Here is a 25378-nt window from a genome sequence, read left to right as displayed (position 1 = left end):
TTGATGTTATTTTGTGATTATTATCACAAAATAAATGTAATTTATTTTTTGTTTCTTAGTTAATCGTGATTTTAACCACGAAATTAAACGGTGATTTTCAGTAGAGTATTTTTTTGTTCCTCCCAATAAACCAAGCTCAAGAGGAGTCTCTTATGTCTCAATCTGACGTTTTCCACCTCGGCCTTACGAAAAACGATCTACAAGGGGCTACGCTCGCTATTGTTCCTGGTGATCCGCAGCGCGTAGAGAAAATTGCCAAGCTGATGGAAAACCCGGTATATCTGGCTTCCCACCGTGAATTTACATCGTGGCGGGCAGAACTGGATGGCAAAGCAGTTATCGTCTGCTCAACCGGTATTGGTGGCCCATCGACGTCGATTGCGGTTGAAGAACTGGCACAGTTGGGCATTCGTACCTTTTTACGTATCGGCACTACCGGCGCTATCCAGACCCATATCAATGTGGGTGATGTTCTGGTGACAACGGCGGCGGTACGCCTTGATGGTGCCAGTTTGCACTTTGCGCCGATGGAGTTTCCGGCAGTGGCCGATTTCGCCTGTACCACAGCGCTGGTTGAAGCGGCCAAAGCCAGCGGTGCCGCGACGCATATCGGCGTTACCGCGTCTTCAGATACTTTCTACCCTGGCCAAGAGCGTTACGATACCTATTCTGGGCGAGTGGTCGGCCGTTTCAAAGGTTCAATGGCAGAGTGGCAAGCCATGGGGGTGATGAATTATGAAATGGAATCTGCAACCTTGCTGACCATGTGTGCCAGCCAAGGGCTGCGTGCCGGTATGGTGGCGGGGGTGATCGTCAATCGCACCCAACAAGAGATTCCTGACGCAGAAACCATGAAGAAAACCGAAAGCCAGGCGGTGCAGATCGTGGTCAACGCGGCTCGTCGCCTGTTGTAATACCTGCCCAAAAACGGGCTATTCGATGAGCCCGTTTCTCCATCCCGCAGTAATCTGTTACGGTTATTAGGTTCACCTGCGTCAGGTTTCCGTGATGCATTTCCCAGATGATAATAATTGAGGATGTTTATGACCGCCCAGATCCTGCTTCATCCTTCGTTGGCTCCGCTTGATGGTGGTATTAACTTTCGCGATCTCGGTGGCAACAGCGTAGCTGATGGCCGCCGTATCAAACGCGGGGTGCTGTTCCGCTCTGGTTCATTGGAACGATTGACTGAAAGCGACTGCGCCTTTCTGGCAGAAGTGCCCGTGCGTTCGGTGCTTGACTACCGTGATGCCGATGAAGTGCAGGCCAGGCCGGATGTGCTCTGGCAAGGGGTTGATTATCACCACTTCCCGGCTAACCCACTCAGCAACGAAGTGAATGCCAATCTGGAAAAACTCACCAACGAAACGCTGGCAGGGTTTGATGCGCAGGCATTTATGCTGAAACTGTACCGCCATCTGCCGTTTAACAACTCAGCCTATCGCCAATTGGCCCAATTGCTGGTCACGCCTGAATCGGGAGCCATTGTGCAGCATTGTGCGGTGGGGAAAGATCGCACGGGCGTAGGTTCTGCACTGGTGTTGCTGGCGTTGGGGGCAGATGAAGCCACGGTAGTTGAGGATTATTTGCTGACGGAAACCACATTGGCGGCCTTCCGTGAGCATATGCTGGATCAACTGTCTATTCGTTTGAATACTGCTGCGTTGGCGCAGTTTGCTCATGTGTTGAGTGCGCGAGAAGAATTCCTGATGACGGCGTTGTCCTGCATTCGCGAGCAATATGGTTCGGCTGATTGCTGGTTGGAAAGCGAATATGGATTGGGGCCAAACCAGCGCGAAGCATTACAGGCGTTTTATCTGGAGTGATTGAATTGCGACCTGTTTAGCTAGGGTTAACTCAAACTGGTGGATATTGCTTATCTTTGAAGCGGTTTTTTTCTTGTTAGGAGCAGGTCATTGAGCCTCAATGATATCGTTTATTGGGTGAGTGATATCGTGCGGCAACATGAGGATTGGGCAGTGCCGATTATCTTCTTGCTGGCGTTTGGTGAATCTCTGGCCTTCCTTTCCTTGTTATTGCCAGCCACGGTGATTCTTTTGGCACTGGGAGCTTTGATCGGCGAAAGCGGTATTGCTTTCTGGCCGATCTGGGCGGCAGCCGCTGCCGGGGCATTTTTGGGTGATTGGCTTTCTTACTGGATTGGTTATCACTACCAGGATCGCGTCGCCCATATGTGGCCGCTGTCGCGCAATCCGCAATTGTTGGTGCGCGGGCATGCGTTCTTTGAACGTTGGGGGGTGCTGGGTATCTTCTTTGGCCGTTTCTTTGGTCCGCTGCGTGCGGTGGTGCCATTGGTTGGGGGGATTTGCGCGATGCCGCAAACATCGTTTCAGATGGCCAATCTGGCCTCAGCGATGGTATGGGCATTCGGCATTCTGGCACCAGGGGTGTATGGCATTAAGTGGTTAAGCCAGTGGATGGGGTAGAAGCTTGTTTTCCACGTGCTGCTTTGGTGATTGGAGGTTATACCTTTCCTGCTCTCGTTCTGAGTCATCAATCCGATGAGGCCGTTTTACTTCCTCTATTAATCATGGTTAATAGAGTGAGAATTTGATCACGAATTTATCTTTATTTTGGTTATTTCATTTCCCTTCTTTTTTTAGTGATGTTAGTTTCGTCGATAAGTGGATTGTTACTGTTAATAAACAGGCAAAACCCAAACCTTCTTGACATAAAATGTCACGGGTTTGGGTTTTTTTTTCACTAAATATTGAAAGCAATCCGCGAATGATTAAATAAATTAACGCGTAAACGTCACTTTTTCACTAAGGAGTATCAGATGAAAATAAAGACATGGTTATTTGCTTCGCTATTTTCTCTTTCTTTTGCAATGACATCTAATGCCTTTGCTGCTGACGATGATAGTGTGAATATTTACTTCGCTCGCCATGGGAAAACAATTCTTAATACTTATGATCGCGTTCAGGGATGGTCAGATTCACCGCTGACGGCACCGGGAGTTGAAACCGCTCGTTATCTTGGTGCAGGACTGAAAGATATTCCATTTGAACGGTATTACACCAGCGATGCTGGGCGCCAGCGTGAAACTATGCAAATTCTGCTTAAGGAAATGGGAAAGTCAGACATTAATGTGACGGAGCTGCCTGATTTACGCGAAATGTTCTTTGGTGGATTTGAAGGTTTACCGAATCCAGACATGGCGAATGCTGCTGCCAAGAAAATGGGGATGGAGTCTGGGGCTGTCATGTTCCAACAGGCAGGAGAAGGAAAGATCGATCTTATCACAATGGTGAACGCCATTAGCCAAAGCGATGAGAAAAAGGAAGCAGAAAATGCCCTACAGATAAAAACACGTATGCAGCGTGCATTGCATACTATTGTGCAGGATGCAGTAAAAGCCGGTGATAAAAATGTGCTGGCTGTTTCTTCAGGGTTATCGATGTTGATGATGGTTTCAGATATGACTGATAATCCGAATAAGAATAAACCATTGGCGAATGCCGCCGTGGTGAAAGTTACTTATAAAGACGGCAAATATACGATAGCTGATTTGGGTGATATGAGTTATGTCGCCAAAGGAAAGGAGATATTAAACAAAGGCCGCTAATTCTTACCTTATTAAAAAATAACAAAGGAAAACCAAGGCAATATTAAATTGCCTTGGTAGGGATTCCTGTATATCCGTCGTACTTCACGTTGCATGTGCGTTGGCTGCGTTTGTTCACCCAGTCATAGAGTTATCTATGCTTCTGGGAATTATGAGCCATCATTGATGGGGCTCATCCTTACCGCCTTCCTGCAACTCGAATTATTTAGGATATATCCATTCCAGGGGATAGCAATAATGAAAAAATCTGCTTCATGGTGTTTGATCACTGTTTCTTTATTTTCAACCGTTACTCTGGCTGCTGATGAAGGCATACTTTCTTCATCTTTTTTCAGTGATAGCCAAGCGGAACTTTCTCTAAAAAATTACTGGAAATATCTTAAAGAAGATGCCGCTAATCCAAAAGCAATACACAATGCTTGGGGGCAAGGGGTGGCGTTGGGATATCAATCTGGCTATTTTGCCGACACCATTGGTGTGAATGTCAATTATTATAGTGCGGTAAAACTGGGGGCCAGTGATTATTTCAACACCCGTGGGGTGCTGTACAGTAAAGGCCCTGGCAACAGCAGAGATAATGCGGCTGGCTACAGCAAATTTGGTCAGCGCTATATCAAATTGAAGGGTGATGTGGGGGATGTGGCACTGAATGCGCAGGTGGGTTGGCAAACGCTGCGCAACTATGGCGTGATTTCCAACTCGACACGCCTTTCACCCACCACCTATCTGGGTTGGTCTGGTGGTGTAGAAAACGATGGGTTATCACTGCGTGGTGCTTATGTTGATCGCTCAATGGAACGTAACTCGCCAGACAGCCTGCGTTTGGAAACCAACGACGGCCGTGAGATTGGTCACTTGGTTACGGGGGAGCTGGGCTATGAAAACAGCCTGTTCAACAGCCAATTGGCTTATGGTGAGTCGCAGAATTACCTGCGCCGCCAAATCCTGCGTGTGGCGTTGAAGCCGAATAAACAGCTCAGTTTGGGCAGCCAGATTTATGCTACTCAAGCATTGGATGATTACAAAGAAATGGCGCTGCGCCGACGCAATTTTGATCGTAATGCCAACCACTATGCTTTCGATGCTAAATGGCAAGAGCCGCTCTGGAATGTCAAACTCGGTATTGCCCATACTCAGGCTTCCAAAGGTGAGGGTGAGCTCGGCTTTTACCCGCGCCATATGGCAAGAAACTCGCGCGGTACTTTCACCTCAATGGCGTATGCGGGTGAAGATTACATGAGAGATGGCGAAACCATGCTGGGAGCAATGGCTGAATATAATATTACGCCTGAGTTTACGGCAGGATTGGGGGGCATCTACGGCCAGTTTGACTACCAAGGAACGACGGTACGCACCGGCGAAGTGAATCTTTTCGGCCGTTGGGCTCCTGCCCATCCGAAGTTGAAGAATCTGACCGTGTTCGCCATGTTCGGGCCGGGCTGGTCTTATAAAAATGTGAACAAAACACCCATAATATCCCACGGTGACTACCTCACTTCTCACTCATTAGCGGCTGAATTTATCGCTGAGTATCGTTTTAAACTGTTTTAATCTGCCTTATCAACGCGGTGCCGCAGGCGGTACCGCGTTTTCCTGCATGAAAACCTGCTGGACATCCATACAGTCTCCCTTTAACGTGACAGGCAACGGGCGTAAATGCGCCGGAACAGCATCAGGTAATGGGAGGCAGGGTGGAATCCAGTTTGGTTTTCGGTATTGGTGGAAGTGTGTTCGGTATGCTGCTGGGCTGGTTGTTCGCCAGTTTGTGGGGGCAACAGCACCGCGCCCAGCATGAAACCGAGTTACGTTTACTGGAACAATCTCTACAACAGGCCCAGCAGGAAATCGCTGCCCGCCAGGAAACCCTGCAACACCACGAACAGCAACTGCGGCAGAACGATCTGGAACTGCGTCAGTTACACAGCCAATTGGCCGCTGGGCAGGAGCGGTTGCAGCAACTTGCTCACTGGCGCAATGAATGTGAACAACTGAATCAGGAACTGCGGGCGCAGCGTGAAGTGAACAGTGCGCAGGAGGCAGAACTGCGTGAAGTCACTATTCGTTTGGAAGAAACCCGCATGGCGGCGGAAGAGAAACAGCGATTGCTGATCAGCAGTGAACAACGCCTGACGACCCAATTTGAAAACCTGGCGAATCGCATTTTTGAACACAGTGGCCGCAAGGTTGATGAGCAAAATAAGCAAAGTCTCGATCGCCTGCTATTGCCGTTACGCGATCAACTGGAGGGGTTCCGCCGCCAGGTACAGGACAGTTTTGGGCAAGAAGCCCGTGAACGCCATACTTTGACCCATGAAATCCGTAATCTGCAGCAACTGAATGCGCAGATGGCGCGTGAAGCCCTCAATCTTACCAAAGCGCTGAAAGGTGATAATAAAACCCAGGGTAACTGGGGGGAGGTGGTGCTGAGCCGGGTGCTGGAGGCTTCTGGGTTGCGCGAAGGGCATGAGTATGAAACGCAGGTTAATGTGCGGCTGGATCACCAGAGCCGTATGCAGCCCGATGTGATCGTGCGCTTGCCACAGGGCAAAGATGTGGTGATTGACGCCAAAATGTCTCTGGTGGCTTACGAACGTTACTTCAACAGCGAAGATGAAGCCGCAGGTGAGGCGGCGCTGACTGAACATATCGCTTCATTGCGTGGGCATATTCGCCTGTTGGGCCGTAAAGATTACCAACAACTGCCTGGTTTGCGTTCGCTGGATTATGTGCTGATGTTTATCCCGGTGGAGCCTGCATTTCTGCTGGCGATCGATCGCGAGCCTGAACTGATCGGTGAAGCATTGCAGCATAACATCATGCTGGTCAGCCCAACCACATTACTGGTTGCGTTGCGTACTATCAGCAATTTGTGGCGTTACGAACACCAAAGCCAGAATGCTCAACGCATTGCCGAACGTGCTGCCCGTTTGTATGACAAGATGCGCCTGTTTGTTGATGATATGTCGGCATTGGGGCAAAGCCTGGATAAGGCTCAAGGCAGCTATCACCAGGCAATGAACAAGCTGAGTACCGGCCGTGGTAATCTGATCGGCCGGATTGAGAGCTTTCGAACACTTGGGGTTGAGGTGAAACGGCCAATTAATGCGCTGTTGGCACAGCAAGCGAATGCTCAGCATGGCGGCGATTCCGCAGCGCAGGGTGAGGATTTCCATGCACTCCCTGAAGAAGAAAACGACGATACCGATGAAGAATCGCGCCCGATATCGTGACGGTGCGAGGTGGGGTATTTCGTGGGTTTCTGGTACACTCCACAACACTAAATTGACGGCAGAGCAGGCAGGATAATGGCAGACCAAGCGCAGGAAACCACCGATTTCGGCTTTCGCACTGTGGCAAGAGACGAAAAGCAGGCCATGGTGGCGAACGTTTTTCACTCGGTAGCCGCAAAGTATGACGTAATGAACGACCTGATGTCGTTTGGTATTCATCGTATCTGGAAGCGTTTTACCATTGATTGCAGTGGTGTGCGTCGTGGCCAGCGCGTACTGGATCTGGCGGGTGGAACCGGCGATCTCGCTGCCAAGTTCTCACGCATGGTGGGTGAGCAAGGGCAGGTGGTGCTGGCGGATATCAACGATTCGATGCTGAAAATGGGGCGTGATAAGCTGCGCGACCGCGGCATCGTTGGCAACATTAATTATGTGCAGGCCAATGCTGAAGCCTTGCCATTCCCAGACAATTATTTCGATTGCATCACTATCTCTTTTGGCCTGCGTAACGTCACCGATAAAGACAAGGCTCTGCGCTCAATGTTCCGCGCGCTGAAACCGGGTGGCCGCCTGTTGGTGCTGGAGTTTTCTAAACCGCTGTTGGAACCGTTAAGCAAAGCTTACGATGCCTACTCTTTCCACGTGTTACCCAAAATTGGTGAACTTGTGGTGAACGATCCAGACAGTTACCGTTATTTGGCGGAATCGATCCGCATGCACCCCGATCAGGACACCTTGAAAGGGATGATGGAAAGTGCCGGTTTCGATAATGTCAGCTATTTTAACCTGACCGGTGGCATTGTTGCCCTGCACCGGGGCTTTAAGTTCTGATATGGAAATGCCGATGCTGTTCACCCCATTCTTGACCGGAGTGTTGGAAACCTCGCTCAATAGCCTGCTGTTCCGCGATCACAGTATGAAGGCTGCTCGCCAGCGCTTGGCGGGCAAGGTGTTGCGCATCGAGTTACAGGAGTTCAATGCGCCGCTGGTGCTAGTGTTCAGCGATCAACGCATTGATGTGCTTGGTCAATCTGAAGATAACGCGGATTGCACGGTGCAAACCCGGGTATCCGTGTTGTTGAAATTGCGCGATCGTCAGCAGCTTTCTCCGTTGATGCGCAGCGGCGAGTTGATTGTCGAAGGCGATATTCAGGTGGTGCAACAGTTGGTAGGGTTGCTCGATTTGGCAGAGTGGGACCCGGCGGAATGGCTGGCGCCTTATATTGGCGATATTGCTGCACAGGGGATCAGTCAGTTTGTGGGCAAAGGTGCCGAGCGGTTTAAATCAGGTTTACAGCGCCAACAGCAATATATGGCGGAAACCTTGACAGAAGAATGGCGTATGGCGCCAGGAACGCTTGAAGTGGTGTGGTTTAACGAAGAGGTTGATGCCATTGCCCGTAGTGCGGAGAAACTGCTCGCCCGCATGAATCAGTTGGAGGGTAAACGATGACCCCTGGCGAACTATGCCGCCTGTATTTGATTGTGCGCGTTTTCCTTAGTTATGGCTTGGATGAACTGATTCCCAAAATGCGCCTGACGCTGCCATTGCGTTTTGGCCGCCGCCTGCTGTTCTGGTTGCCGAATCGTCATAAAGACAAACCCTTGGGTGAACGTTTACGCTTGGCGTTGCAGGAACTGGGCCCGGTCTGGATCAAGTTCGGCCAGATGATGTCGACCCGCCGCGATTTGTTCCCGCCGCACATTGCCGATCAACTGACGCTGTTACAGGACCGCGTAGCTCCGTTTGATGGAGCGTTGGCACGTCAACATATTGAACAGGCGATGGGCGGCCCGCTGGAAACCTGGTTTGATGATTTTGATCAGCAGGCGCTGGCATCGGCCTCTATCGCGCAGGTGCATACTGCACGGTTGAAAAGCACCGGGCAGGAAGTGGTGCTGAAAGTGATTCGCCCGGATATTGGGCCGATTATCAAGGCAGATGTGCGGTTGATGTATCGCTTGGCTGGCTGGGTGCCGAAGTTGATGCCGGATGGCCGCCGCCTGCGCCCGCGTGAAGTGGTGCGTGAATACGAAAAAACCCTGTTGGATGAGCTGAATCTGCTGCGTGAAGCGGCAAATGCTATCCAGCTGCGCCGCAATTTTGACGGTAGCCCGATGCTCTACATCCCTGAAATCTATTCTGATTACTGCCGTGAAAGCGTGTTGGTGATGGAGCGGATTTACGGGATTCCGGTTTCAGATATTGATGCCTTGGAAAAGCAGGGTACCAATATGAAGCTGTTGGCAGAACGTGGTGTACAGGTGTTCTTTACTCAGGTATTCCGCGACAGTTTCTTCCATGCAGATATGCATCCGGGCAATATTTTTGTCAGCTACAAGCACCCGCAGGACCCATGTTATATCGGTATTGATTGCGGCATCGTGGGCTCGCTGAATAAAGACGATAAACGCTATCTGGCAGAAAATTTTATCGCTTTTTTCAACCGTGATTACCGTAAGGTGGCGGAATTACACGTTGACTCCGGCTGGGTGCCGCGTGATACCAATGTGGAAGATTTCGAATTTGCGATTCGTACCGTCTGTGAACCAATTTTTGAAAAGCCGTTGGCAGAAATTTCGTTTGGTAACGTGCTGTTGAATTTGTTCAATACAGCGCGTCGTTTCAATATGGAAGTGCAGCCGCAGCTGGTGTTATTACAGAAAACCCTGCTGTATGTTGAGGGGTTGGGGCGCCAGCTTTATCCGCAGTTGGATCTCTGGACTACGGCAAAGCCATTCCTGGAAAGCTGGTTGCGCGATCAGGTCGGTATTCCGGCCGTGATGCGCGCACTGAAAGAAAAAGCGCCGTTTTGGGCGGAGAAACTACCCGAGTTGCCGGAATTATTTTACGATAGTCTGCAACAACATAAACTGCTGCAACAAAGTGTGGATAAGCTCACCAGCCAGATGCAGGCACAACGTGTTCGCCAAGGGCAATCACGGTATTTGTTTGGGGTTGGCGCTACGCTGTTAGTCAGTGGTACGATTTTGCTGCTGGGGGGCATTGAGGTGCTACCCGTATGGTTGATGGCCGCAGGCGTGCTCGCCTGGGGGGTAGGTTGGCGGCGCACCACCTGAATGAAGGCAAAACCCGATTAAACGTGGCCGTATGTAGTCAGAGTTTTCAGCCAGGCCTTGTGCCAGCAACGCTGCAAATTCATGTAATAGAGGTATAATGCGGCAACGTGAAATAACCCCTTAATATGAGGTAACTGGAATGGGCGGTATTAGTATTACGCAATTGTTGGTCATTGCGGTGATCGTGGTGCTGTTGTTTGGTACCAAAAAGCTCCGTACGCTGGGTTCTGATCTTGGCGCTTCAATCAAAGGCTTCAAAAAGGCGATGGGCGATGACAGTACGCCACCCAGCAACACTGCTGAGAAAAGTAGCCTTGAGGATGCTGACTTTACGGCTAAGCCTATCACTGATAAGCAGTCGGAAGTGAAAACCGAAGAGTCGAAGAATAAAGAGCAGGTATAAACCGTGTTTGACATTGGGTTTGGTGAACTGCTGCTGGTGTTGGTGATCGGCTTGGTTGTGCTCGGGCCGGAACGGCTACCAGTGGCGGTCAGGACAGTTGCGGGCTGGGTGCGCGCGCTGCGTTCTTTGGCGGCGTCAGTGCAGAATGAGCTTTCGCAGGAACTGAAATTGCAGGAATTGCAGGAAAGCTTGAAAAAGGCAGAGCAGGCCGGTTTGCAGAACCTGACGCCGGAACTCAAAGCATCAATGGATGAGTTGAAAGAGGCCGCAGAATCCCTAAAGCGCTCTTATCAAGGCGAACCTGATAAGCCATTGCCCACGATCCATCATCCCACTGCGACCGATCCTGAAGCGCTTCATGATGGCATCACCCCCGAGTCGGTGCCGATTGCTGTGCCAGCACCGGCAGAGCCTGCCGTTGCGTCAACGGTGGAAGCTCCCGCAACGGCAACCTCGCAAGTGGTCACAGCCGCAGCAACGCCGATTATGCAAGAACCTGTGGTGGATAAAACACCTGCATCTCAACAATCTAGTGGCGAACGTTAAAACATGGCCGTTGAAGATACCCAACCGCTGATCAGTCATTTGATCGAACTGCGTAAGCGGCTGTTGAATTCGATTATCAGCGTGCTGGTGATCTTTATCGTGTTGGTATTTTTTGCCAACGATATTTATCAGTTGGTGTCTGCGCCACTGATCAAGCAGTTGCCAGCCGGAGCAAGCATGATTGCCACCGACGTGGCTTCCCCGTTTTTTACCCCGATTAAACTGACGATGATGGTGTCGGTGTTTGTTGCTGCACCGTTGCTCCTTTATCAGGTTTGGGCGTTTATCGCGCCAGCACTGTATAAACACGAACGCCGTCTGATGGTGCCTTTGCTGGTGTCCAGCAGCCTGTTGTTTTATCTGGGAATGGCGTTTGCCTACTTTGTGGTATTCCCACTGGCCTTCGGCTTCTTTGCGAAAACGGCACCCGCAGGGGTGCTGATTGCGACCGATATCAGCAACTACCTTAACTTTGTCATGGCGCTGTTTATGGCGTTTGGCGTGGCGTTTGAAGTGCCAGTGGCGATTATTCTGCTGTGCTGGAGTGGCGTGACAACGCCGGAAGATCTGCGTAAGAAGCGCCCCTATGTGCTGGTTGGCGCTTTCGTGGTGGGCATGTTGTTGACGCCACCTGATGTGTTTTCGCAAACCCTGTTGGCGATCCCGATGTATCTGCTGTTTGAGGTCGGAGTCTTCTGTGCCCGTTTCTACGTAGGTAAACGGCGGCCAGCCGCCGCAGAAGAAGATGAAGGTGAAGAAGAACCGCCAGCATCCTGAGATTTGTTGGTTTCTGAGCCGCCCTGATGGGCGGTTTTTGCTTTGGAAAAACCATGTTTGATATCGGCGTTAACCTTACCAGTTCACAGTTTACCAAAGATGGCCAGCAGGTGGTTGAACGTGCTCGTCTGGCGGGCGTCACGGGTATGCTGATCACTGGCACCAATGCTCACCAGAGCGCAGCCGCTAGCGCACTGGCTCAGCAACAGCGTGGTTATTGTTGGGCGACGGCGGGGGTTCATCCTCATGATGCCAGCAGTTGGAACGAGGATGTGGCGCAGCAAATTCGCCAGCTTGCATTGCGGCCTGAAGTCGTGGCAATTGGGGAGTGCGGGCTGGATTTTAACCGTAACTTCTCCACCCCGGCACAGCAGGAAGCCGCATTCAGTGCGCAACTGGCGTTAGCGGCAGAGCTGAATTTACCGGTATTCCTGCACTGCCGCGAGGCGCACGCACGCTTTGCCGCACTGTTGACACCTTGGTTAGATAAGCTGCCCGCCGCGGTGGTGCATTGTTTTACCGGCACGGCGAGCGAACTGGCCTATTGTTTGGCGCTGGGTCTATCGATCGGTATCACAGGCTGGGTGTGTGATGAGCGCCGTGGCTTGGCGTTGCGGGCTTTATTGCCGCAAATTCCTGCCGATCGTCTGTTGTTGGAAACCGATGCTCCCTATCTGTTGCCCCGGGATCTGCACCCAAAACCGGCATCTCGCCGCAATGAACCTTGTTTTTTGCCCCATATCGTCCGCCAGGTTGCTGTTTGGCGGCAGGAAGATCCCGAGTGGCTAGGCAGAAAAACTGATGAAAACGCTCGCCGGTTGTTCCGGCTGGTATGAGTGAGGAGAAAATGATGAGTTATGCATTTCCGGGTACGTTCCCTGGCCGCCGTATGCGCCGTATGCGCCGTCATGATTTCAGCCGTCGTTTGGTGGCAGAGAATCAATTGACGGTGAATGACCTGATTTACCCGGTGTTTGTCATGGAAGGCAGCAACCGTCAGGAAACGGTTGCCTCCATGCCTGGTGTGTCGCGTATGACGATCGATCTGTTGCTCAAAGAGGCTGAAATCATTGCCAAACTCGGTGTGCCGGTGATCTCCTTATTCCCGGTGATTGAGCCCGGTTTGAAATCACTGCATGCGGAAGAAGCCTATAATCCTGATGGCCTGGTGCAGCGCACCGTGCGTGCGTTGAAAGACGCTGTACCTGAATTGGGGATCCTGACCGATGTGGCGCTCGATCCTTACACTTCGCATGGGCAGGACGGGGTGATCGATGAACATGGTTATGTGGTTAACGACATCAGCAAAGAAATTCTGGTGCGCCAGGCGCTGTCTCATGCGGAAGCCGGGGCGGAGATTGTGGCACCCAGCGACATGATGGATGGCCGCGTTGGTGCGATCCGCGATCGATTGGAGCAGCAGGGGTGGGTGAATACCCTGATTATGGTGTATTCCGCCAAATACGCCTCTTGCTACTACGGCCCGTTCCGTGATGCGTTGGGCTCTAGTGGCAACCTGAAAGGCGGCAATAAAAAGACCTATCAGATGGACCCGGCCAACAGTGATGAAGCGTTGCAGGAAATTATGCAAGACCTGCAAGAAGGAGCGGATATGGTGATGGTAAAACCAGGTATGCCATATCTGGACGTGGTGCGCCGTGTAAAAGAATCCTTTGGTGTCCCTACTTTTGCCTACCAGGTTTCTGGCGAGTATGCGATGCACATGGCCGCGATTCAGAATGGTTGGCTACAGGAACAGCCAGCCGTAATGGAGTCTTTGATGTGTTTCAAACGTGCGGGGGCGGATGGTGTGCTGACCTACTTCGCCAAGCGTGTAGCGCAGTGGTTGCATGATGAAACGATGCAGCGTTAATCGTTAATAATCAAGCAGGCACCTGTGGGTGCCTGCGCGTATTACAGCTTCTGGAATTGCCGGTTATCAATGCTTTGGCTAACTTGCTGGTTGAGCAGTTTCAACAGCAGCATAGAACGCGCTTCGCCATCGGGTTCGGTGTAAATTGCTTGCAGGCCTTCAAATACTCCATCAGTAATTAAAACGACGTCGCCTGGCTGTGGCGTTTGCGGATCAATATGATGTTTATCGCTATGTGCCTGAAGTTCTTCGATGACCTGTAACGGAATGAGTGCTGGCAAAGCGCCAAAACGCACAAAATGGCTGACACCTCGCGTTGCGCTGATCGTCGTAGTGTGAATGCGCTCTGGATCGAATTCAACGAACAGGTAGTTAGGGAACAACGGCTCATTGAGCACCGTGCGCTTGCCACGAACGATCTTTTCCAGAGCGATCAGTGGGCTCAGGCATTTCACCTCTTGCCTGACCAGATGTTCTTGTGCCCGCAAAAGTTGGCCGCGCTTACAATAAAGTAAATACCAAGATTCCATAATTTCACATGCCTTTCTGTCAGCCGTTAAGCATACCAAAAGCCACTACGGATACCTAGTGACGCTAATCTTTCCTTTATTATCACTTTGTCTGCGTGGGTACCCGCAATCAGAGTAAAGTCACACACTTATCTGCGTGGCTCCGGTATAAATGTAGGCTCTAAATTTGCTATTGTCACAGTATGGTAAACGTGCCAGATATGCCAATGTGGCGTCATTATTATTCTTGGATTGAGGGAGAAATATGGAGCTGTTTTTACTGAGTAACGGCAAACTTTCCGGTGAAGCAGAGTTGCTCGGTTATGCCAAAAGCCAACTGCTGGCGATGATTGAACGCCGTAATATTCGTTCTGCGATACTCATCCCCTATGCGCTGATCCGTAACGACTATGATCAGCGTGCGCAAGAACTGACTCAGGTACTGGGGATCAATGTGACCAGTATTCATCATGCCGAGTCTCCGGCGGCAGCGATCGTGCAGGCCGAATGTATCTTGATCAGCGGTGGTAATACCTGGATGCTGAATCAGATGTTGCACGAAAATGGCTTGATTGTGCCGATCCAGCGTGCAGTGCGTGAACGCCATGTACCTTATGTTGGTTGGAGTGCGGGTTGTAACGTGGCAACACCGAGTATCCGTACCACCAATGATATGCCGGTACGCAATAGTGCGGTGCTACCCGCACTGGGTTTGTTCCCAGTACAGATTAACCCACACTATATTGATGCTCATATCAGTGGCCACATGGGGGAAACCCGTGATGAACGTCTGGCAGAGTTTTGTGCGGTTAACCCAAGTGAATCCGTTGTGGCATTACGCGAAGGCAGCCTGTTGCACGTTAGTGGCAACGATCTGCATTACTTCAGTGCCAAACAGCAAGGGTTTAAGGTGTTCCGCCATGGGGTAGAAACGCAGGAATACCATGACACCTTGGCATTACGCCCATTGGTGCCATTCATTTGTCACTGATGTGTTGATTCCCGTTTAACAAAATTGCAGCAACAACTGTGAAGAGGGCCTATAATGCCCTCCCTACTGGCCGTTATAATGATCAGCATGAAATACCGTGATTTACGCGATTTCCTCTCGTTGCTGGAAAAGAGAGGGGAATTAAAACGCATCAGCCAGCCGATTGATCCCTATCTGGAAATGACAGAAATTGCCGATCGTACCCTGCGTGCGGGCGGCCCGGCGTTGTTGTTTGAAAACCCGAAGGGTTACGATATGCCGGTGCTGTGTAATTTGTTTGGTACGGCTAAACGTGTGGCGATGGGGATGGGGCAGGAAGACGTCAGTGCGTTGCGTGAAGTGGGCAAACTGTTGGCGTTCCTTAAAGAGCCGGAACCACCGAAAGGCTTCCGCGATCTGTTTGATAAAGTTCCCAAATTCAAGCAAGTGCTCAATATGCCAACCAAGGTGTTGGGGTCTGCCCCCTGCCAGGAACAGGTGTGGCAGGGAGATGATGTTGATTTGGGACGTATCCCGGTCATGCATTGTTGGCCGGAAGATGCTGCGCCGCTGGTGACCTGGGGGCTGACTGTCACGCGTGGCCCGCATAAAGAGCGCCAGAATCTCGGTATCTACCGCCAGCAGGTATTAGGGCGGAATAAATTGATTATGCGCTGGTTGTCGCATCGCGGTGGCGCGCTGGATTATCTGGAATGGTGCCAGGCACATCCTGGTGAACGTTTCCCGGTTGCTGTTGCCTTGGGTGCCGATCCCGCCACTATTCTCGGTGCGGTAACGCCGGTGCCGGATAACCTTTCCGAATATGCTTTTGCCGGGCTGTTGCGCGGCAATAAAACCGAAGTGGTTAAGTGCCTCTCTTGCGATCTTGAAGTACCAGCCAGTGCAGAGATTGTGCTGGAAGGGTATATCGAACCGGGTGAAATGGCACCAGAAGGCCCCTATGGCGATCATACCGGCTATTATAACGAGATCGACCACTTCCCGGTATTCACCGTTACCCATATTACCCAGCGGCGGAACCCTATTTATCACTCAACCTATACAGGGCGCCCGCCGGATGAACCGGCGGTAATGGGGCTGGCGCTAAACGAAGTCTTTGTGCCGATCCTGCAAAAACAGTTTCCAGAAATTGTGGATTTTTATCTGCCGCCAGAGGGATGTTCGTACCGTATGGCGGTAGTGACCATTAAAAAACAGTATGCGGGGCATGCCAAACGCGTAATGATGGGCGTTTGGTCATTCTTGCGGCAGTTCATGTATACCAAATTTGTGATCGTCTGCGATGATGATGTGAATGCGCGTGACTGGAATGACGTGATTTGGGCCATTACCACCCGCATGGACCCGGCAAGGGATACCGTGATGGTGGAGAATACGCCAATTGATTATCTGGACTTCGCTTCGCCTGTTTCTGGTCTTGGTTCGAAAATGGGCCTGGATGCTACGAATAAATGGCCGGGAGAAACCCAGCGTGAGTGGGGCCGTCCGATTCAGATGGATGAGAGGGTGCGTGCGCGCGTTGATGAAATTTGGGATGAACTCGGCATATTCAGTGACAGAGAACCGACGTTGTAGCGTCAGGCTTTGTTCTCCGTTTTGCATTAATGACCTGACAGAGGGAACGCATGACAATATTGAGCTGTAAAGTGACCTCCGTAGAGGCCATTACCGATACCGTTTATCGGGTACGTTTGGTGCCTGAAGGCGCGTTTTCGTTCAAGGCCGGGCAATACCTGATGGTTGTTATGGACGAGCGTGATAAACGCCCGTTTTCTTTGGCCTCTATACCAACACAGCAGGGCTATATCGAACTGCACATCGGCGCTTCGGAACTGAATTTATACGCGATGGCGGTGATGGATCGTATCCTTAAAGAGCAAGCGATCACCGTTGATATTCCGCACGGTGATGCGTGGTTACGTGAAGAAGGTAACCGCCCACTGGTGCTGATCGCCGGCGGAACCGGCTTCTCTTATGCGCGTTCGATTTTGCTGACCGCGCTGGAGCAGCAACCGGATCGTGATATTTCCATTTATTGGGGGGGGCGTGAATTGAAACACCTTTACGATCTCGGCGAACTGGAAGCTATTTCAGTACAGTATCCCAATCTGAAGGTGATCCCGGTGGTTGAACAGCCAGAGAGTGATTGGCGCGGCCGCAGTGGTACGGTATTAAGCGCGGTCTTGCAGGATTTTGGTTCGCTGGCAGAGCATGATATCTATATCGCCGGGCGTTTTGAGATGGCGAAAATTGCACGTGAGCGTTTTTGTAGCGAGCGGGGGGCTTTGGAAGCACATATGTATGGTGATGCCTTCTCGTTCATCTGATATACCCGCCGTCTTTTTGGCTTCACGTAGTCACCCCAGTCACTTACTTGAGTAAGCTCTTGGGGACTCCTACGCTCGCCGCCTGGCTGTGCTGTACAAGGATGTACCAATGCCGTGGGCGGATGGGCGTGAAAGAGCGGCCAGCTTGAAATCCATGGGGTATAAACACGCAGCAGTGAAAACGGGGTAGCCAAAAGCGCGCGCCGTTTTTGTTAGAGGCAATGTGGATTTCAGGCACAAAAAACCCGCCCCTGACAGGCGGGAAGTACGGCAACTCAATCTTCGCTTCGCGAATGCCCTTTGGGAGCACCCAATCAGACGCCGCTAAACGCGTTCAAACACCGTTGCAATTCCCTGACCCAGGCCAATACACATGGTAGCCAGGCCGAACTGTACGTCGCGGCGTTCCATGTTATTCAGCAAGGTTGTGGAGATACGTGAACCAGAGCAACCCAGCGGATGGCCCAGCGCGATGGCCCCACCGTTCAGGTTAACCTTATCATCCATGCTTTCCAGCAGCCCGAGGTCTTTGATACAAGGCAGAGACTGGGCTGCAAAAGCCTCATTTAATTCAAACAGATCGATATCCTGTACGCTTAGGCCTGCGCGTTTCAAAGCCAATTGGCTGGCTGGCACCGGACCATAGCCCATAATAGAAGGATCGCACCCGACTACCGCCATTGAACGAATGCGGGCACGAGCTTTCAGACCGAGCGTTTTAGCGCGTGATTCACTCATGAGCAGCATCGCAGAAGCACCGTCAGACAGTGCCGAAGAACTGCCCGCCGTGACGGTGCCATTTACGGGATCGAAGGCCGGGCGCAACGCGGCCAGGCTGGCAACGGTGGTTTCCGGGCGAATTACCTCGTCGTAATCGTAACGTGTCAGCACGCCATCGGCATCGTGGCCGCTGGTTGGGATAATTTCATTTTTGAAATACCCAGCCAAGGTGGCAGCGTGGGCACGCTGGTGTGAGCGTGCAGCGAATTCATCCTGCATTTCACGGCTGATGTTATGTATCTTGGCCAACATTTCCGCAGTCAGCCCCATCATCCCGGCGGCTTTGGCAACGGTACGGCTCAAGCCTGGGTGAAAGTCCACGCCGTGATTCATCGGCACGTGGCCCATATGCTCAACACCGCCAATCAGGCTAACCTGTGCATCGCCGACCATGATGGCGCGAGCAGCATCGTGCAGAGCCTGCATAGACGAACCACACAGGCGATTCACCGTCACGGCCGGTACGCTATGAGGGATTTCTGCCAGCAATGACGCGTTGCGGGCGATATTAAAACCTTGCTCCAGCGTCTGCTGTACGCAGCCCCAATAAATATCATCAATCTCGGCAGCATTCAGCGCCGGGTTACGGCTCAGCACGGCCCGCATCAGGTGAGCGGAGAGATCTTCAGCACGTACCTGGCGGAAAGCACCGCCTTTTGAGCGGCCCATCGGTGTGCGTACGGCATCAACAATAACTACGTTTTCCATCTTTATGACCTCATACCGGTTGGCCAGTGGAGATATCAGACAGCGCTGCTGCCACCACCGGATAGTAGCCTTCATTACGTTCAGCTTTGGCACGCAGCCCTGCCGGCACCTGATACAGCGCTCCCAGATGAGCGTAGCGCTGTGCCATTTCGACATAATTGGCAGTGCCAAGCGTATCCAGATAACGGAAGACACCTCCGTGGAACGGCGGAAAGCCAAGGCCATAGACCAGCGCCATATCGGCTTCTGCCGGGCTGGCGACGATACCTTCTTCCAAGCAGCGCACCACTTCGTTGATCATCGGGATCATCATACGGGCGATGATTTCTGCTGCGCTGATGGTTTGCAGTGGTTGGCTTACTTCTGCCAACAGAGTATCGGTTTGCTCATCGTTGTCTTTACGCGGCTTGCCTTTGCTGTCTTGGCTGTAACGATAGAAACCCAACTGGTTTTTCTGGCCGAAACGCTGGTGGTCGAACATAATGTCAATAGCATCGCGGTAATCTTTGCTCATACGTTCAGGGAAACCCGCGGCCATTACAGCCTGGGCATGATGGGCAGTGTCAATACCAACGACATCCAGTAAATAAGCCGGGCCCATCGGCCAACCGAACTGTTTTTCCATCACTTTGTCGATTTGGCGGAAGTCTGCCCCATCGCGCAGTAATAGGCTGAAACCAGCAAAATAGGGGAATAGTACACGGTTAACAAAGAAACCAGGGCAATCGTTGACCACAATTGGCGTTTTGCCCATGCGAGTGGCATAGGCCACTACGGCAGCAATGGTGCTGTCGCTGGTTTGCTCACCACGAATAATCTCAACCAATGGCATGCGATGTACCGGATTGAAGAAATGCATGCCGCAGAAGTTTTGCGGGCGCTGCAGCGACTTGGCCAGTTGAGTAATCGGGATGGTTGAAGTATTGGACGCTAATACTACGTTTTCACCGATTAAGCCTTCTACTTCCGACAAAACAGCGGCCTTCACTTTCGGGTTTTCCACTACAGCTTCAACAATCAGTTGCGCACGCTCGATACCGGCATAATCCAGTGTAGGTTGAATGGTTGATAGCACCTGAGCCATTTTCAAACCGTCCAGTTTGCCACGCTCCAGCTGTTTGTTCAGCAGCTTGGCGGCTTCATTCATGCCAAGTATCAAGGACTTGTCATTAATGTCTTTCATGATGACCGGTACGCCTTTCAGTGCGGATTGGTAAGCAATACCTCCTCCCATGATCCCGGCACCCAAGACTGCCGCCTGTTTTGGCGCTTCTGCATTTTTTGCCAGCTTTTTCGCTTGGCCTTTCACAAACTGATCGTTGAGGAAAATACCAACCAGGGCACGTGCTTCATTGGAGCGAGCCAAAGGGACAAAGCTGGCGGTTTCCAGTTTTAACGCTTCGTCACGGCCTAGTTTAGCGGCGGTTTCAATGGTTTTTACCGCGGTCATGGGAGCGGGATAATGTTTCCCGGCGGTTTGTAACACCATGCCTTTGGCGGTGGTGAAACTCATGGCTGCTTCGATTGGGCTTAGTTTCAGCGGCTCCAGCTTCGGTTGCCGGTAAGCACGCCAGTCAAGTTGGCCGTCTATCGCCTGTTGCAATATTTTCAGCGCAGCAGCTACCAGCTTTTCTGGTGCGACTACTGCGTTCACTAGGCCGATTTTCAGTGCTTCCTGAGCGCCAATATCTTTGCCCGCTGCAATGATTTCCAGCGCACTGTCATTACCCAACAGGCGTGGCAAACGAACTGAACCGCCAAAGCCGGGCATGATACCCAGTTTAGTTTCCGGCAGGCCAATGCGGGCATCGGGCGCTGCTACACGAAAATCAGTGGCTAGAATACATTCACAACCTCCACCGAGCGCATATCCGTTGATGGCCGCAATGGTTGGTACGGGCAAATCTTCCAATCGATTGAAAACGCTATTGGCAAATACCAGCCATTCATGCAGTTTTTCAGCCGGTGCGGCAAACAAGGAAAGGAATTCGGTGATATCGGCACCGACAATAAATGCGGCTTTGGAAGAGCGCAGCAGTAACCCTTTTAGCTCGGTTTGTTTCTCCAGCACGCTGAGTGCTTCACCCAAGCTGGCGACGGTACCGGTATCCAACTTGTTGATTGAGCCTGGAGCATTGAACACCAGCTCGGCAATGCCATTTTCGAGCCAGTGTACTTGTAATGTTTCGCCTTGGTAGAGCATGTCTATCTCCTGAATCAGCGGCAGGTAATCTGGTATGACCAGATGTTGAAGATTGTGGTTTTTATGTTAAAAATATGCAAATAAGGGATTGTATATTTGCAAGGTTGATCACATGGAAAGTGAATAATTCATTGATATAACTCTAAGATATTTTTTCTGCCGCCGCTGAATAAATGCTCTGGTGCGGTTATTTCTCTAAAATGTCGAGCGCGTGGTGTAACGGGGTTGCAGCAGTTTGCGAAGTACTCCCCAAGCAAGGAGTGATGGGGTTGGAGCCAGAATTCAGTGTGCTAAGATAATGCATTCTGTTTTGAGGGCATTAAGGGTACTGTGATGGAAACGTTGGCTTCTTTATATAATGAGCACTTGGCAACGCTGCAAAATCGGGTGCGTGAAGTATTAGAACGCAACAATCTGGATGCGTTGCTGATCCATTCAGGGGAACTGCAACGGGTATTTCTGGATGATCATCACTATCCGTTCAAGGTGAATGCGAATTTCAAAGCCTGGGTGCCTGTCACTTCTGTACCAAACTGCTGGTTGTGGGTGGACGGTGTTAACAAACCGAAGTTGTGGTTTTACTCGCCAGTAGATTACTGGCATAGCGTTGAACCGTTGCCGGACAGCTTTTGGACCAAATCTATTGAATTATTCCCGCTGGCTAATGCGAACGATATCGCGGGCAAACTTCCACCGCAGCGTGAACGCGTGGGCTATATCGGTTACGCCCAGCAGCGTGCGCGCGAGCTTGGAATTGTTTCTGAGAATATCAATTCACAGGCGGTACTGAATTACCTCGATTTTCATCGCTCGATCAAAACCGGCTATGAACTGGCCTGTATGCGTGAGGCACAAAAGACCGCAGTGACGGGCCACCGTGCCGCACATGAAGCCTTTTTGTCCGGCATGAGCGAGTTCGATATCAACCTGGCATATCTGACCGCCACTGGTCATCGTGATACCGATGTGCCTTATGACAACATTGTTGCCTTAAACGAACATGCGGCGGTGCTGCATTACACCAAGCTGGATCATCAGCCACCGGCTGAGGTTCGGAGTTTCCTGATTGATGCTGGGGCGGAATACAACGGTTATGCTGCCGATCTGACACGTACTTATGCCGGCCAAAGTAGTAATGCGTTCGCGCATTTGCTGAAAGACCTTAACGACGAACAGCAGGCGTTAATAGGGACGATAAAACCGGGGGTACGCTATACCGATTATCATGTGCAGATGCATCAACGCATCGCCAAGCTGCTCAAAAACCACAAACTGGTGAGTGGTATCAGCGAAGAGGCGATAGTAGAACAAGGCATTACCTGCCCATTTCTGCCGCATGGTTTGGGCCATCCCCTTGGGTTACAGGTTCACGATAGCGCCGGTTTTATGCAGGATGAAAATGGTACTCACCTGGCGGCGCCAGCAAAATACCCCTTCTTGCGCTGTACGCGGGTGTTGCAACCAGGCATGGTACTGACTATCGAGCCGGGTCTGTATTTTATTGAATCACTGTTAGCACCTTGGCGCAGTGGTGAGTTCAGCCAGCATTTTGCCTGGGATCGTATTGATGCACTGAAACCTTACGGAGGTATCCGTATTGAGGACAATATTGTGATCCATGAAAAGCGTATTGAGAACATGACACGCGATCTGCATCTGGCCTGATGCAACCTTATCTGATCCCTGGAGCCGTGCTCAGCGTCAGTGAAGAAATAAAAAAGAGCCGTTTCATCACATTGCTGGCACCAACCTGTGGAGTAGACGCCGCTAAGGCTTTTATTCAGCAGGTTCGTGAGGAACATCCAACGGCCCGGCATCATTGCTGGGCTTTTGTTGCTGGAGCGCCCGATGATTCGCAGCAGCTGGGTTTTTCTGATGATGGTGAGCCTTCGGGGACGGCGGGCAAACCTATCCTCGCTCAATTGATGGGGAGTGGGATCGGCGAGATCACTGCCGTGGTGGTGCGTTACTACGGGGGCATCAAATTGGGAACTGGCGGGTTGGTGAGAGCCTACGGCGGTGGTGTGCAGCAGGCGCTGAAGCAATTGACGGTCAGTAATAAAATCCCACAGCTTGAATATACTTTGCAGTGCGATTATGCGCAGTTAGCGTTAATAGAAAATTTATTGCAACAAAGTGAGGGGCGGATTGTGCATGGGGAATATGGTGTTGCTGTTACACTGTATTTGGCTTTACCGGTCACAGAAGTTGAGATGTTTGGGAATAAATTACGTGATTTGAGTCGCGGTAATTTGCAATTAGCCCCTATTTCGCAATAATTCCCCAATTGAATTGCTAAGGATCGTGCCGAAATGCATTTTCGCGCCATAACCCGTATCGTGGGCCTATTGGTCATATTGTTTTCTGGGACGATGTTCATCCCCGGCCTGGTGGCATTAATATACCGCGACGGCGCTGGGCGAGCATTCAGCCAGACCTTCTTTGTGGCACTGACGATTGGCCTGATGTTGTGGTGGCCGAACCGTAAACAGAAAAATGAGTTAAAACCCCGTGAAGGTTTCCTTATCGTAGTGTTGTTCTGGACAGTATTGGGCAGCGTTGGAGCATTGCCTTTCCTGTTTGTTGAGCGGCCAAACCTCTCTCTCACCGATGCATTTTTTGAATCCTTTTCCGGCTTAACGACAACGGGAGCGACAACGCTGGTGGGGTTGGACTCTATGCCAAAGGCCATCCTGTTCTATCGTCAAATGTTGCAATGGATGGGGGGGATGGGAATCATTGTTCTGGCGGTAGCAATACTGCCGATTCTCGGTGTCGGGGGGATGCAGCTATACCGTGCAGAAATGCCTGGCCCGCTGAAAGATAACAAGATGCGTCCGCGTATTGCCGAAACCGCTAAAACGCTATGGCTGATTTATGTCCTACTGACTATTGCCTGTGCGCTTGCGCTGTGGGGGGCAGGTATGTCGGTATTTGATGCCATCGGCCATAGTTTTTCAACCATTGCTATTGGCGGTTTTTCCACGCATGACGCCAGTGTTGGTTACTACGCCAGCCCGGCAATCAACACGATTATTGCTGTTTTCTTGCTGATATCAGGCTGTAATTTTGGTTTGCATTTTGCCGTGTTGAGCGGGCGCAGTTTGAAAGTGTATTGGCGCGACCCAGAATTCCGTATGTTTATCGCTGTGCAGTTTACTCTGGTGGCGGTATGCACTCTGATACTGTGGTGGCATGGTATCTATAAAAGCGGTATGGAGACCATCAATCAGGCGTTCTTCCAGGTCGTTTCGATGGCGACAACGGCGGGTTTCACTACCGACAGTTTTGCTAAATGGCCATTGTTCCTGCCAATGTTGCTGCTCTGCTCTGCGTTTATCGGTGGTTGCGCTGGTTCAACTGGCGGTGGCCTGAAAGTGATCCGCATTTTGTTGCTGTATTTGCAAGGTTCGCGCGAATTGAAACGCTTAGTGCATCCAAATGCGGTTTACACCATCAAGTTGGGTAATCGCGCATTGCCAGAACGCATTCTTGAAGCGGTATGGGGGTTTTTCTCTGCTTATGCGTTGGTATTTATCGTCAGTATGCTGGCCATTATCGCAACCGGGGTGGATGACTTTTCGGCTTTTGCCGCGGTAACGGCGACGCTCAACAATCTAGGGCCTGGCCTCGGTGTTGTTGCTGACAACTTTACTACCATGCCGCCACCGGCAAAATGGATACTGGTGCTCACCATGTTGTTTGGCCGTTTGGAAGTTTTCACGCTGTTGGTGCTTTTCACGCCAACATTCTGGCGTGAGTGATCCTATAAAAAGGAGTAATGCCATGAAGGCACTGATTCTCTATTTGAGTCGTGATGGGCAAACGCGCTCTATTGCTTCTTATATAGCCAGCAAATTGCAAGACAGCTTGAGTTGTGATGTTATTGATCTGCTACAGGTGGATACTATCGAATTAGATCAATACCAGCAGATACTGATTGGCGCTTCCGTGCGTTATGGTCATTTCCACCCGGCCTTGGAAAAGTTTGCTAAACGCTACGCTGAACAGCTGAATCGGATACCGAGTGCTTTTTTTGCCGTGAACCTGACGGCGCGTAAATCGGAGAAACGTTCCCCGCAAACCAATGCCTATACCCGCAAGTTTTTACTCGTATCTCCTTGGCAACCGAAACAATGCGCCGTGTTCGCTGGTGCGCTGCGTTATCCGCGTTATCGCTGGTTTGATCGCGTTATGATTCGTTTCATTATGAAGATGACCGGCGGTGAAACAGATACCAGTAGAGAAGTTGAATATACAGATTGGCAGCAGGTAGAACGCTTTACTCAGGAGTTTCGCTGTATTCAGGGTGAAAAATGAGCAAAATGCTGGCTTGTACAGCGTTTTGCTGAAAATATCCG

General features: G+C 51.1%; 24 protein-coding genes. 21 read left to right on the top strand and 3 right to left on the bottom strand.

From position 1 onward, the window contains the following. Positions 1 to 152: 152 nt before the first annotated feature. From udp to hemB, 14 genes are all read left to right on the top strand, one after another. Positions 153 to 914: a uridine phosphorylase gene (gene udp, locus Z042_RS02725; RefSeq protein WP_024912285.1), complete on the top strand. Its 762-nt coding sequence runs from the start codon at positions 153 to 155 to the stop codon at positions 912 to 914. Between the two features lie 129 nt (positions 915 to 1043). Next, positions 1044 to 1826, top strand: a complete 783-nt coding sequence (locus Z042_RS02720) for a tyrosine-protein phosphatase (RefSeq protein WP_024912284.1) — start codon at positions 1044 to 1046, stop codon at positions 1824 to 1826. Positions 1827 to 1916: 90 nt separating this feature from the next. Beyond that, positions 1917 to 2447 (top strand): DedA family protein, encoded by a 531-nt coding sequence (locus Z042_RS02715; RefSeq protein ID WP_024912283.1) that lies wholly within the window; start codon positions 1917 to 1919, stop codon positions 2445 to 2447. A 353-nt stretch (positions 2448 to 2800) separates the two neighbouring features. Further along, complete coding sequence (locus tag Z042_RS02710) at positions 2801 to 3589, top strand: histidine phosphatase family protein (protein ID WP_081758437.1); 789 nt, start codon at positions 2801 to 2803, stop codon at positions 3587 to 3589. 237 nt (positions 3590 to 3826) lie between these two features. Then, on the top strand, positions 3827 to 5140 hold the full coding sequence (locus Z042_RS02705) for an OprD family outer membrane porin (RefSeq protein ID WP_024912281.1): 1314 nt from the start codon (positions 3827 to 3829) through the stop codon (positions 5138 to 5140). Positions 5141 to 5280: 140 nt separating this feature from the next. Then, positions 5281 to 6819: a DNA recombination protein RmuC gene (gene rmuC, locus Z042_RS02700; RefSeq protein ID WP_024912280.1), complete on the top strand. Its 1539-nt coding sequence runs from the start codon at positions 5281 to 5283 to the stop codon at positions 6817 to 6819. Between the two features lie 75 nt (positions 6820 to 6894). After that, positions 6895 to 7650 (top strand): bifunctional demethylmenaquinone methyltransferase/2-methoxy-6-polyprenyl-1,4-benzoquinol methylase UbiE, encoded by a 756-nt coding sequence (gene ubiE / locus Z042_RS02695; protein ID WP_024912279.1) that lies wholly within the window; start codon positions 6895 to 6897, stop codon positions 7648 to 7650. A 13-nt stretch (positions 7651 to 7663) separates the two neighbouring features. Continuing rightward, positions 7664 to 8272, top strand: coding sequence for a ubiquinone biosynthesis protein UbiJ (ubiJ, locus tag Z042_RS02690; protein WP_024912278.1), 609 nt, complete (start codon positions 7664 to 7666; stop codon positions 8270 to 8272). Continuing rightward, on the top strand, positions 8269 to 9900 hold the full coding sequence (ubiB, locus tag Z042_RS02685; protein WP_024912277.1) for a ubiquinone biosynthesis regulatory protein kinase UbiB: 1632 nt from the start codon (positions 8269 to 8271) through the stop codon (positions 9898 to 9900). Before ubiJ ends, ubiB begins: the two co-directional genes overlap by 4 nt. Positions 9901 to 10039: 139 nt before the next feature. Next, entirely contained in the window at positions 10040 to 10303 is a 264-nt protein-coding gene (gene tatE / locus Z042_RS02680) for a twin-arginine translocase subunit TatE (RefSeq protein WP_024912276.1), read from the top strand. Positions 10304 to 10306: 3 nt separating this feature from the next. Further along, the gene (gene tatB, locus Z042_RS02675) at positions 10307 to 10849 is read left to right on the top strand and encodes a Sec-independent protein translocase protein TatB (protein WP_024912275.1); all 543 of its coding nucleotides are present in this window, start codon (positions 10307 to 10309) and stop codon (positions 10847 to 10849) included. Positions 10850 to 10852: 3 nt separating this feature from the next. After that, positions 10853 to 11626 (top strand): Sec-independent protein translocase subunit TatC, encoded by a 774-nt coding sequence (gene tatC, locus Z042_RS02670; protein ID WP_024912274.1) that lies wholly within the window; start codon positions 10853 to 10855, stop codon positions 11624 to 11626. A 53-nt stretch (positions 11627 to 11679) separates the two neighbouring features. Further along, positions 11680 to 12462 (top strand): 3'-5' ssDNA/RNA exonuclease TatD, encoded by a 783-nt coding sequence (gene tatD, locus Z042_RS02665; RefSeq protein WP_024912273.1) that lies wholly within the window; start codon positions 11680 to 11682, stop codon positions 12460 to 12462. A gap of 14 nt (positions 12463 to 12476) precedes the next feature. Further along, complete coding sequence (gene hemB, locus Z042_RS02660) at positions 12477 to 13499, top strand: porphobilinogen synthase (RefSeq protein WP_024912272.1); 1023 nt, start codon at positions 12477 to 12479, stop codon at positions 13497 to 13499. A gap of 41 nt (positions 13500 to 13540) precedes the next feature. Here the strand turns inward: hemB and rfaH are convergent, their stop codons facing one another. Then, complete coding sequence (rfaH, locus tag Z042_RS02655; RefSeq protein ID WP_024912271.1) at positions 13541 to 14029, bottom strand: transcription/translation regulatory transformer protein RfaH; 489 nt, start codon at positions 14027 to 14029, stop codon at positions 13541 to 13543. A gap of 244 nt (positions 14030 to 14273) precedes the next feature. On the opposite strand from rfaH, the gene pepE reads away from it, so the two are divergent. Genes pepE through fre form a run of 3 tightly spaced genes read left to right on the top strand, consistent with a single transcriptional unit; the run spans position 14274 to position 17326 of the window. Beyond that, complete coding sequence (gene pepE, locus Z042_RS02650; RefSeq protein WP_024912270.1) at positions 14274 to 14999, top strand: dipeptidase PepE; 726 nt, start codon at positions 14274 to 14276, stop codon at positions 14997 to 14999. Positions 15000 to 15053: 54 nt separating this feature from the next. After that, on the top strand, positions 15054 to 16574 hold the full coding sequence (ubiD, locus tag Z042_RS02645; RefSeq protein WP_037406433.1) for a 4-hydroxy-3-polyprenylbenzoate decarboxylase: 1521 nt from the start codon (positions 15054 to 15056) through the stop codon (positions 16572 to 16574). Positions 16575 to 16624: 50 nt separating this feature from the next. Beyond that, on the top strand, positions 16625 to 17326 hold the full coding sequence (gene fre / locus Z042_RS02640; RefSeq protein WP_024912268.1) for an NAD(P)H-flavin reductase: 702 nt from the start codon (positions 16625 to 16627) through the stop codon (positions 17324 to 17326). A gap of 324 nt (positions 17327 to 17650) precedes the next feature. Here fre and fadA read toward each other — a convergent pair whose 3' ends face one another. Together fadA and fadB are read right to left on the bottom strand one after the other, a co-directional pair. Next, positions 17651 to 18814 carry an acetyl-CoA C-acyltransferase FadA gene (gene fadA, locus Z042_RS02635; protein ID WP_024912267.1) on the bottom strand — a complete coding sequence of 388 codons (1164 nt, stop codon included), beginning with the start codon at positions 18812 to 18814 and terminating at the stop codon, positions 17651 to 17653. Between the two features lie 10 nt (positions 18815 to 18824). Next, the gene (gene fadB, locus Z042_RS02630; protein ID WP_024912266.1) at positions 18825 to 21017 is read right to left on the bottom strand and encodes a fatty acid oxidation complex subunit alpha FadB; all 2193 of its coding nucleotides are present in this window, start codon (positions 21015 to 21017) and stop codon (positions 18825 to 18827) included. A 333-nt stretch (positions 21018 to 21350) separates the two neighbouring features. Between fadB and pepQ the strand changes: the two genes are divergently transcribed. Genes pepQ through hemG form a run of 4 tightly spaced genes read left to right on the top strand, consistent with a single transcriptional unit; the run spans position 21351 to position 25337 of the window. Then, entirely contained in the window at positions 21351 to 22682 is a 1332-nt protein-coding gene (gene pepQ / locus Z042_RS02625) for a Xaa-Pro dipeptidase (RefSeq protein WP_024912265.1), read from the top strand. Further along, positions 22682 to 23296 (top strand): IMPACT family protein, encoded by a 615-nt coding sequence (locus tag Z042_RS02620; RefSeq protein WP_024912264.1) that lies wholly within the window; start codon positions 22682 to 22684, stop codon positions 23294 to 23296. Before pepQ ends, Z042_RS02620 begins: the two co-directional genes overlap by 1 nt. A 33-nt stretch (positions 23297 to 23329) precedes the next feature. Beyond that, positions 23330 to 24781 carry a Trk system potassium transporter TrkH gene (gene trkH / locus Z042_RS02615; protein WP_024912263.1) on the top strand — a complete coding sequence of 484 codons (1452 nt, stop codon included), beginning with the start codon at positions 23330 to 23332 and terminating at the stop codon, positions 24779 to 24781. 22 nt (positions 24782 to 24803) lie between these two features. After that, a complete protein-coding gene (hemG, locus tag Z042_RS02610; RefSeq protein WP_024912262.1) occupies positions 24804 to 25337 on the top strand; it encodes a menaquinone-dependent protoporphyrinogen IX dehydrogenase in 534 nt (177 codons plus the stop codon). Positions 25338 to 25378: the final 41 nt, after the last annotated feature.

Origin of the sequence: Chania multitudinisentens RB-25, assembly GCF_000520015.2 — a bacterium.
In the GTDB taxonomy this organism is placed as follows: domain Bacteria; phylum Pseudomonadota; class Gammaproteobacteria; order Enterobacterales; family Enterobacteriaceae; genus Chania; species Chania multitudinisentens.
Note: the sequence above shows the minus strand (reverse complement) of the source record. Positions and strands in the feature narration are given on the sequence as shown.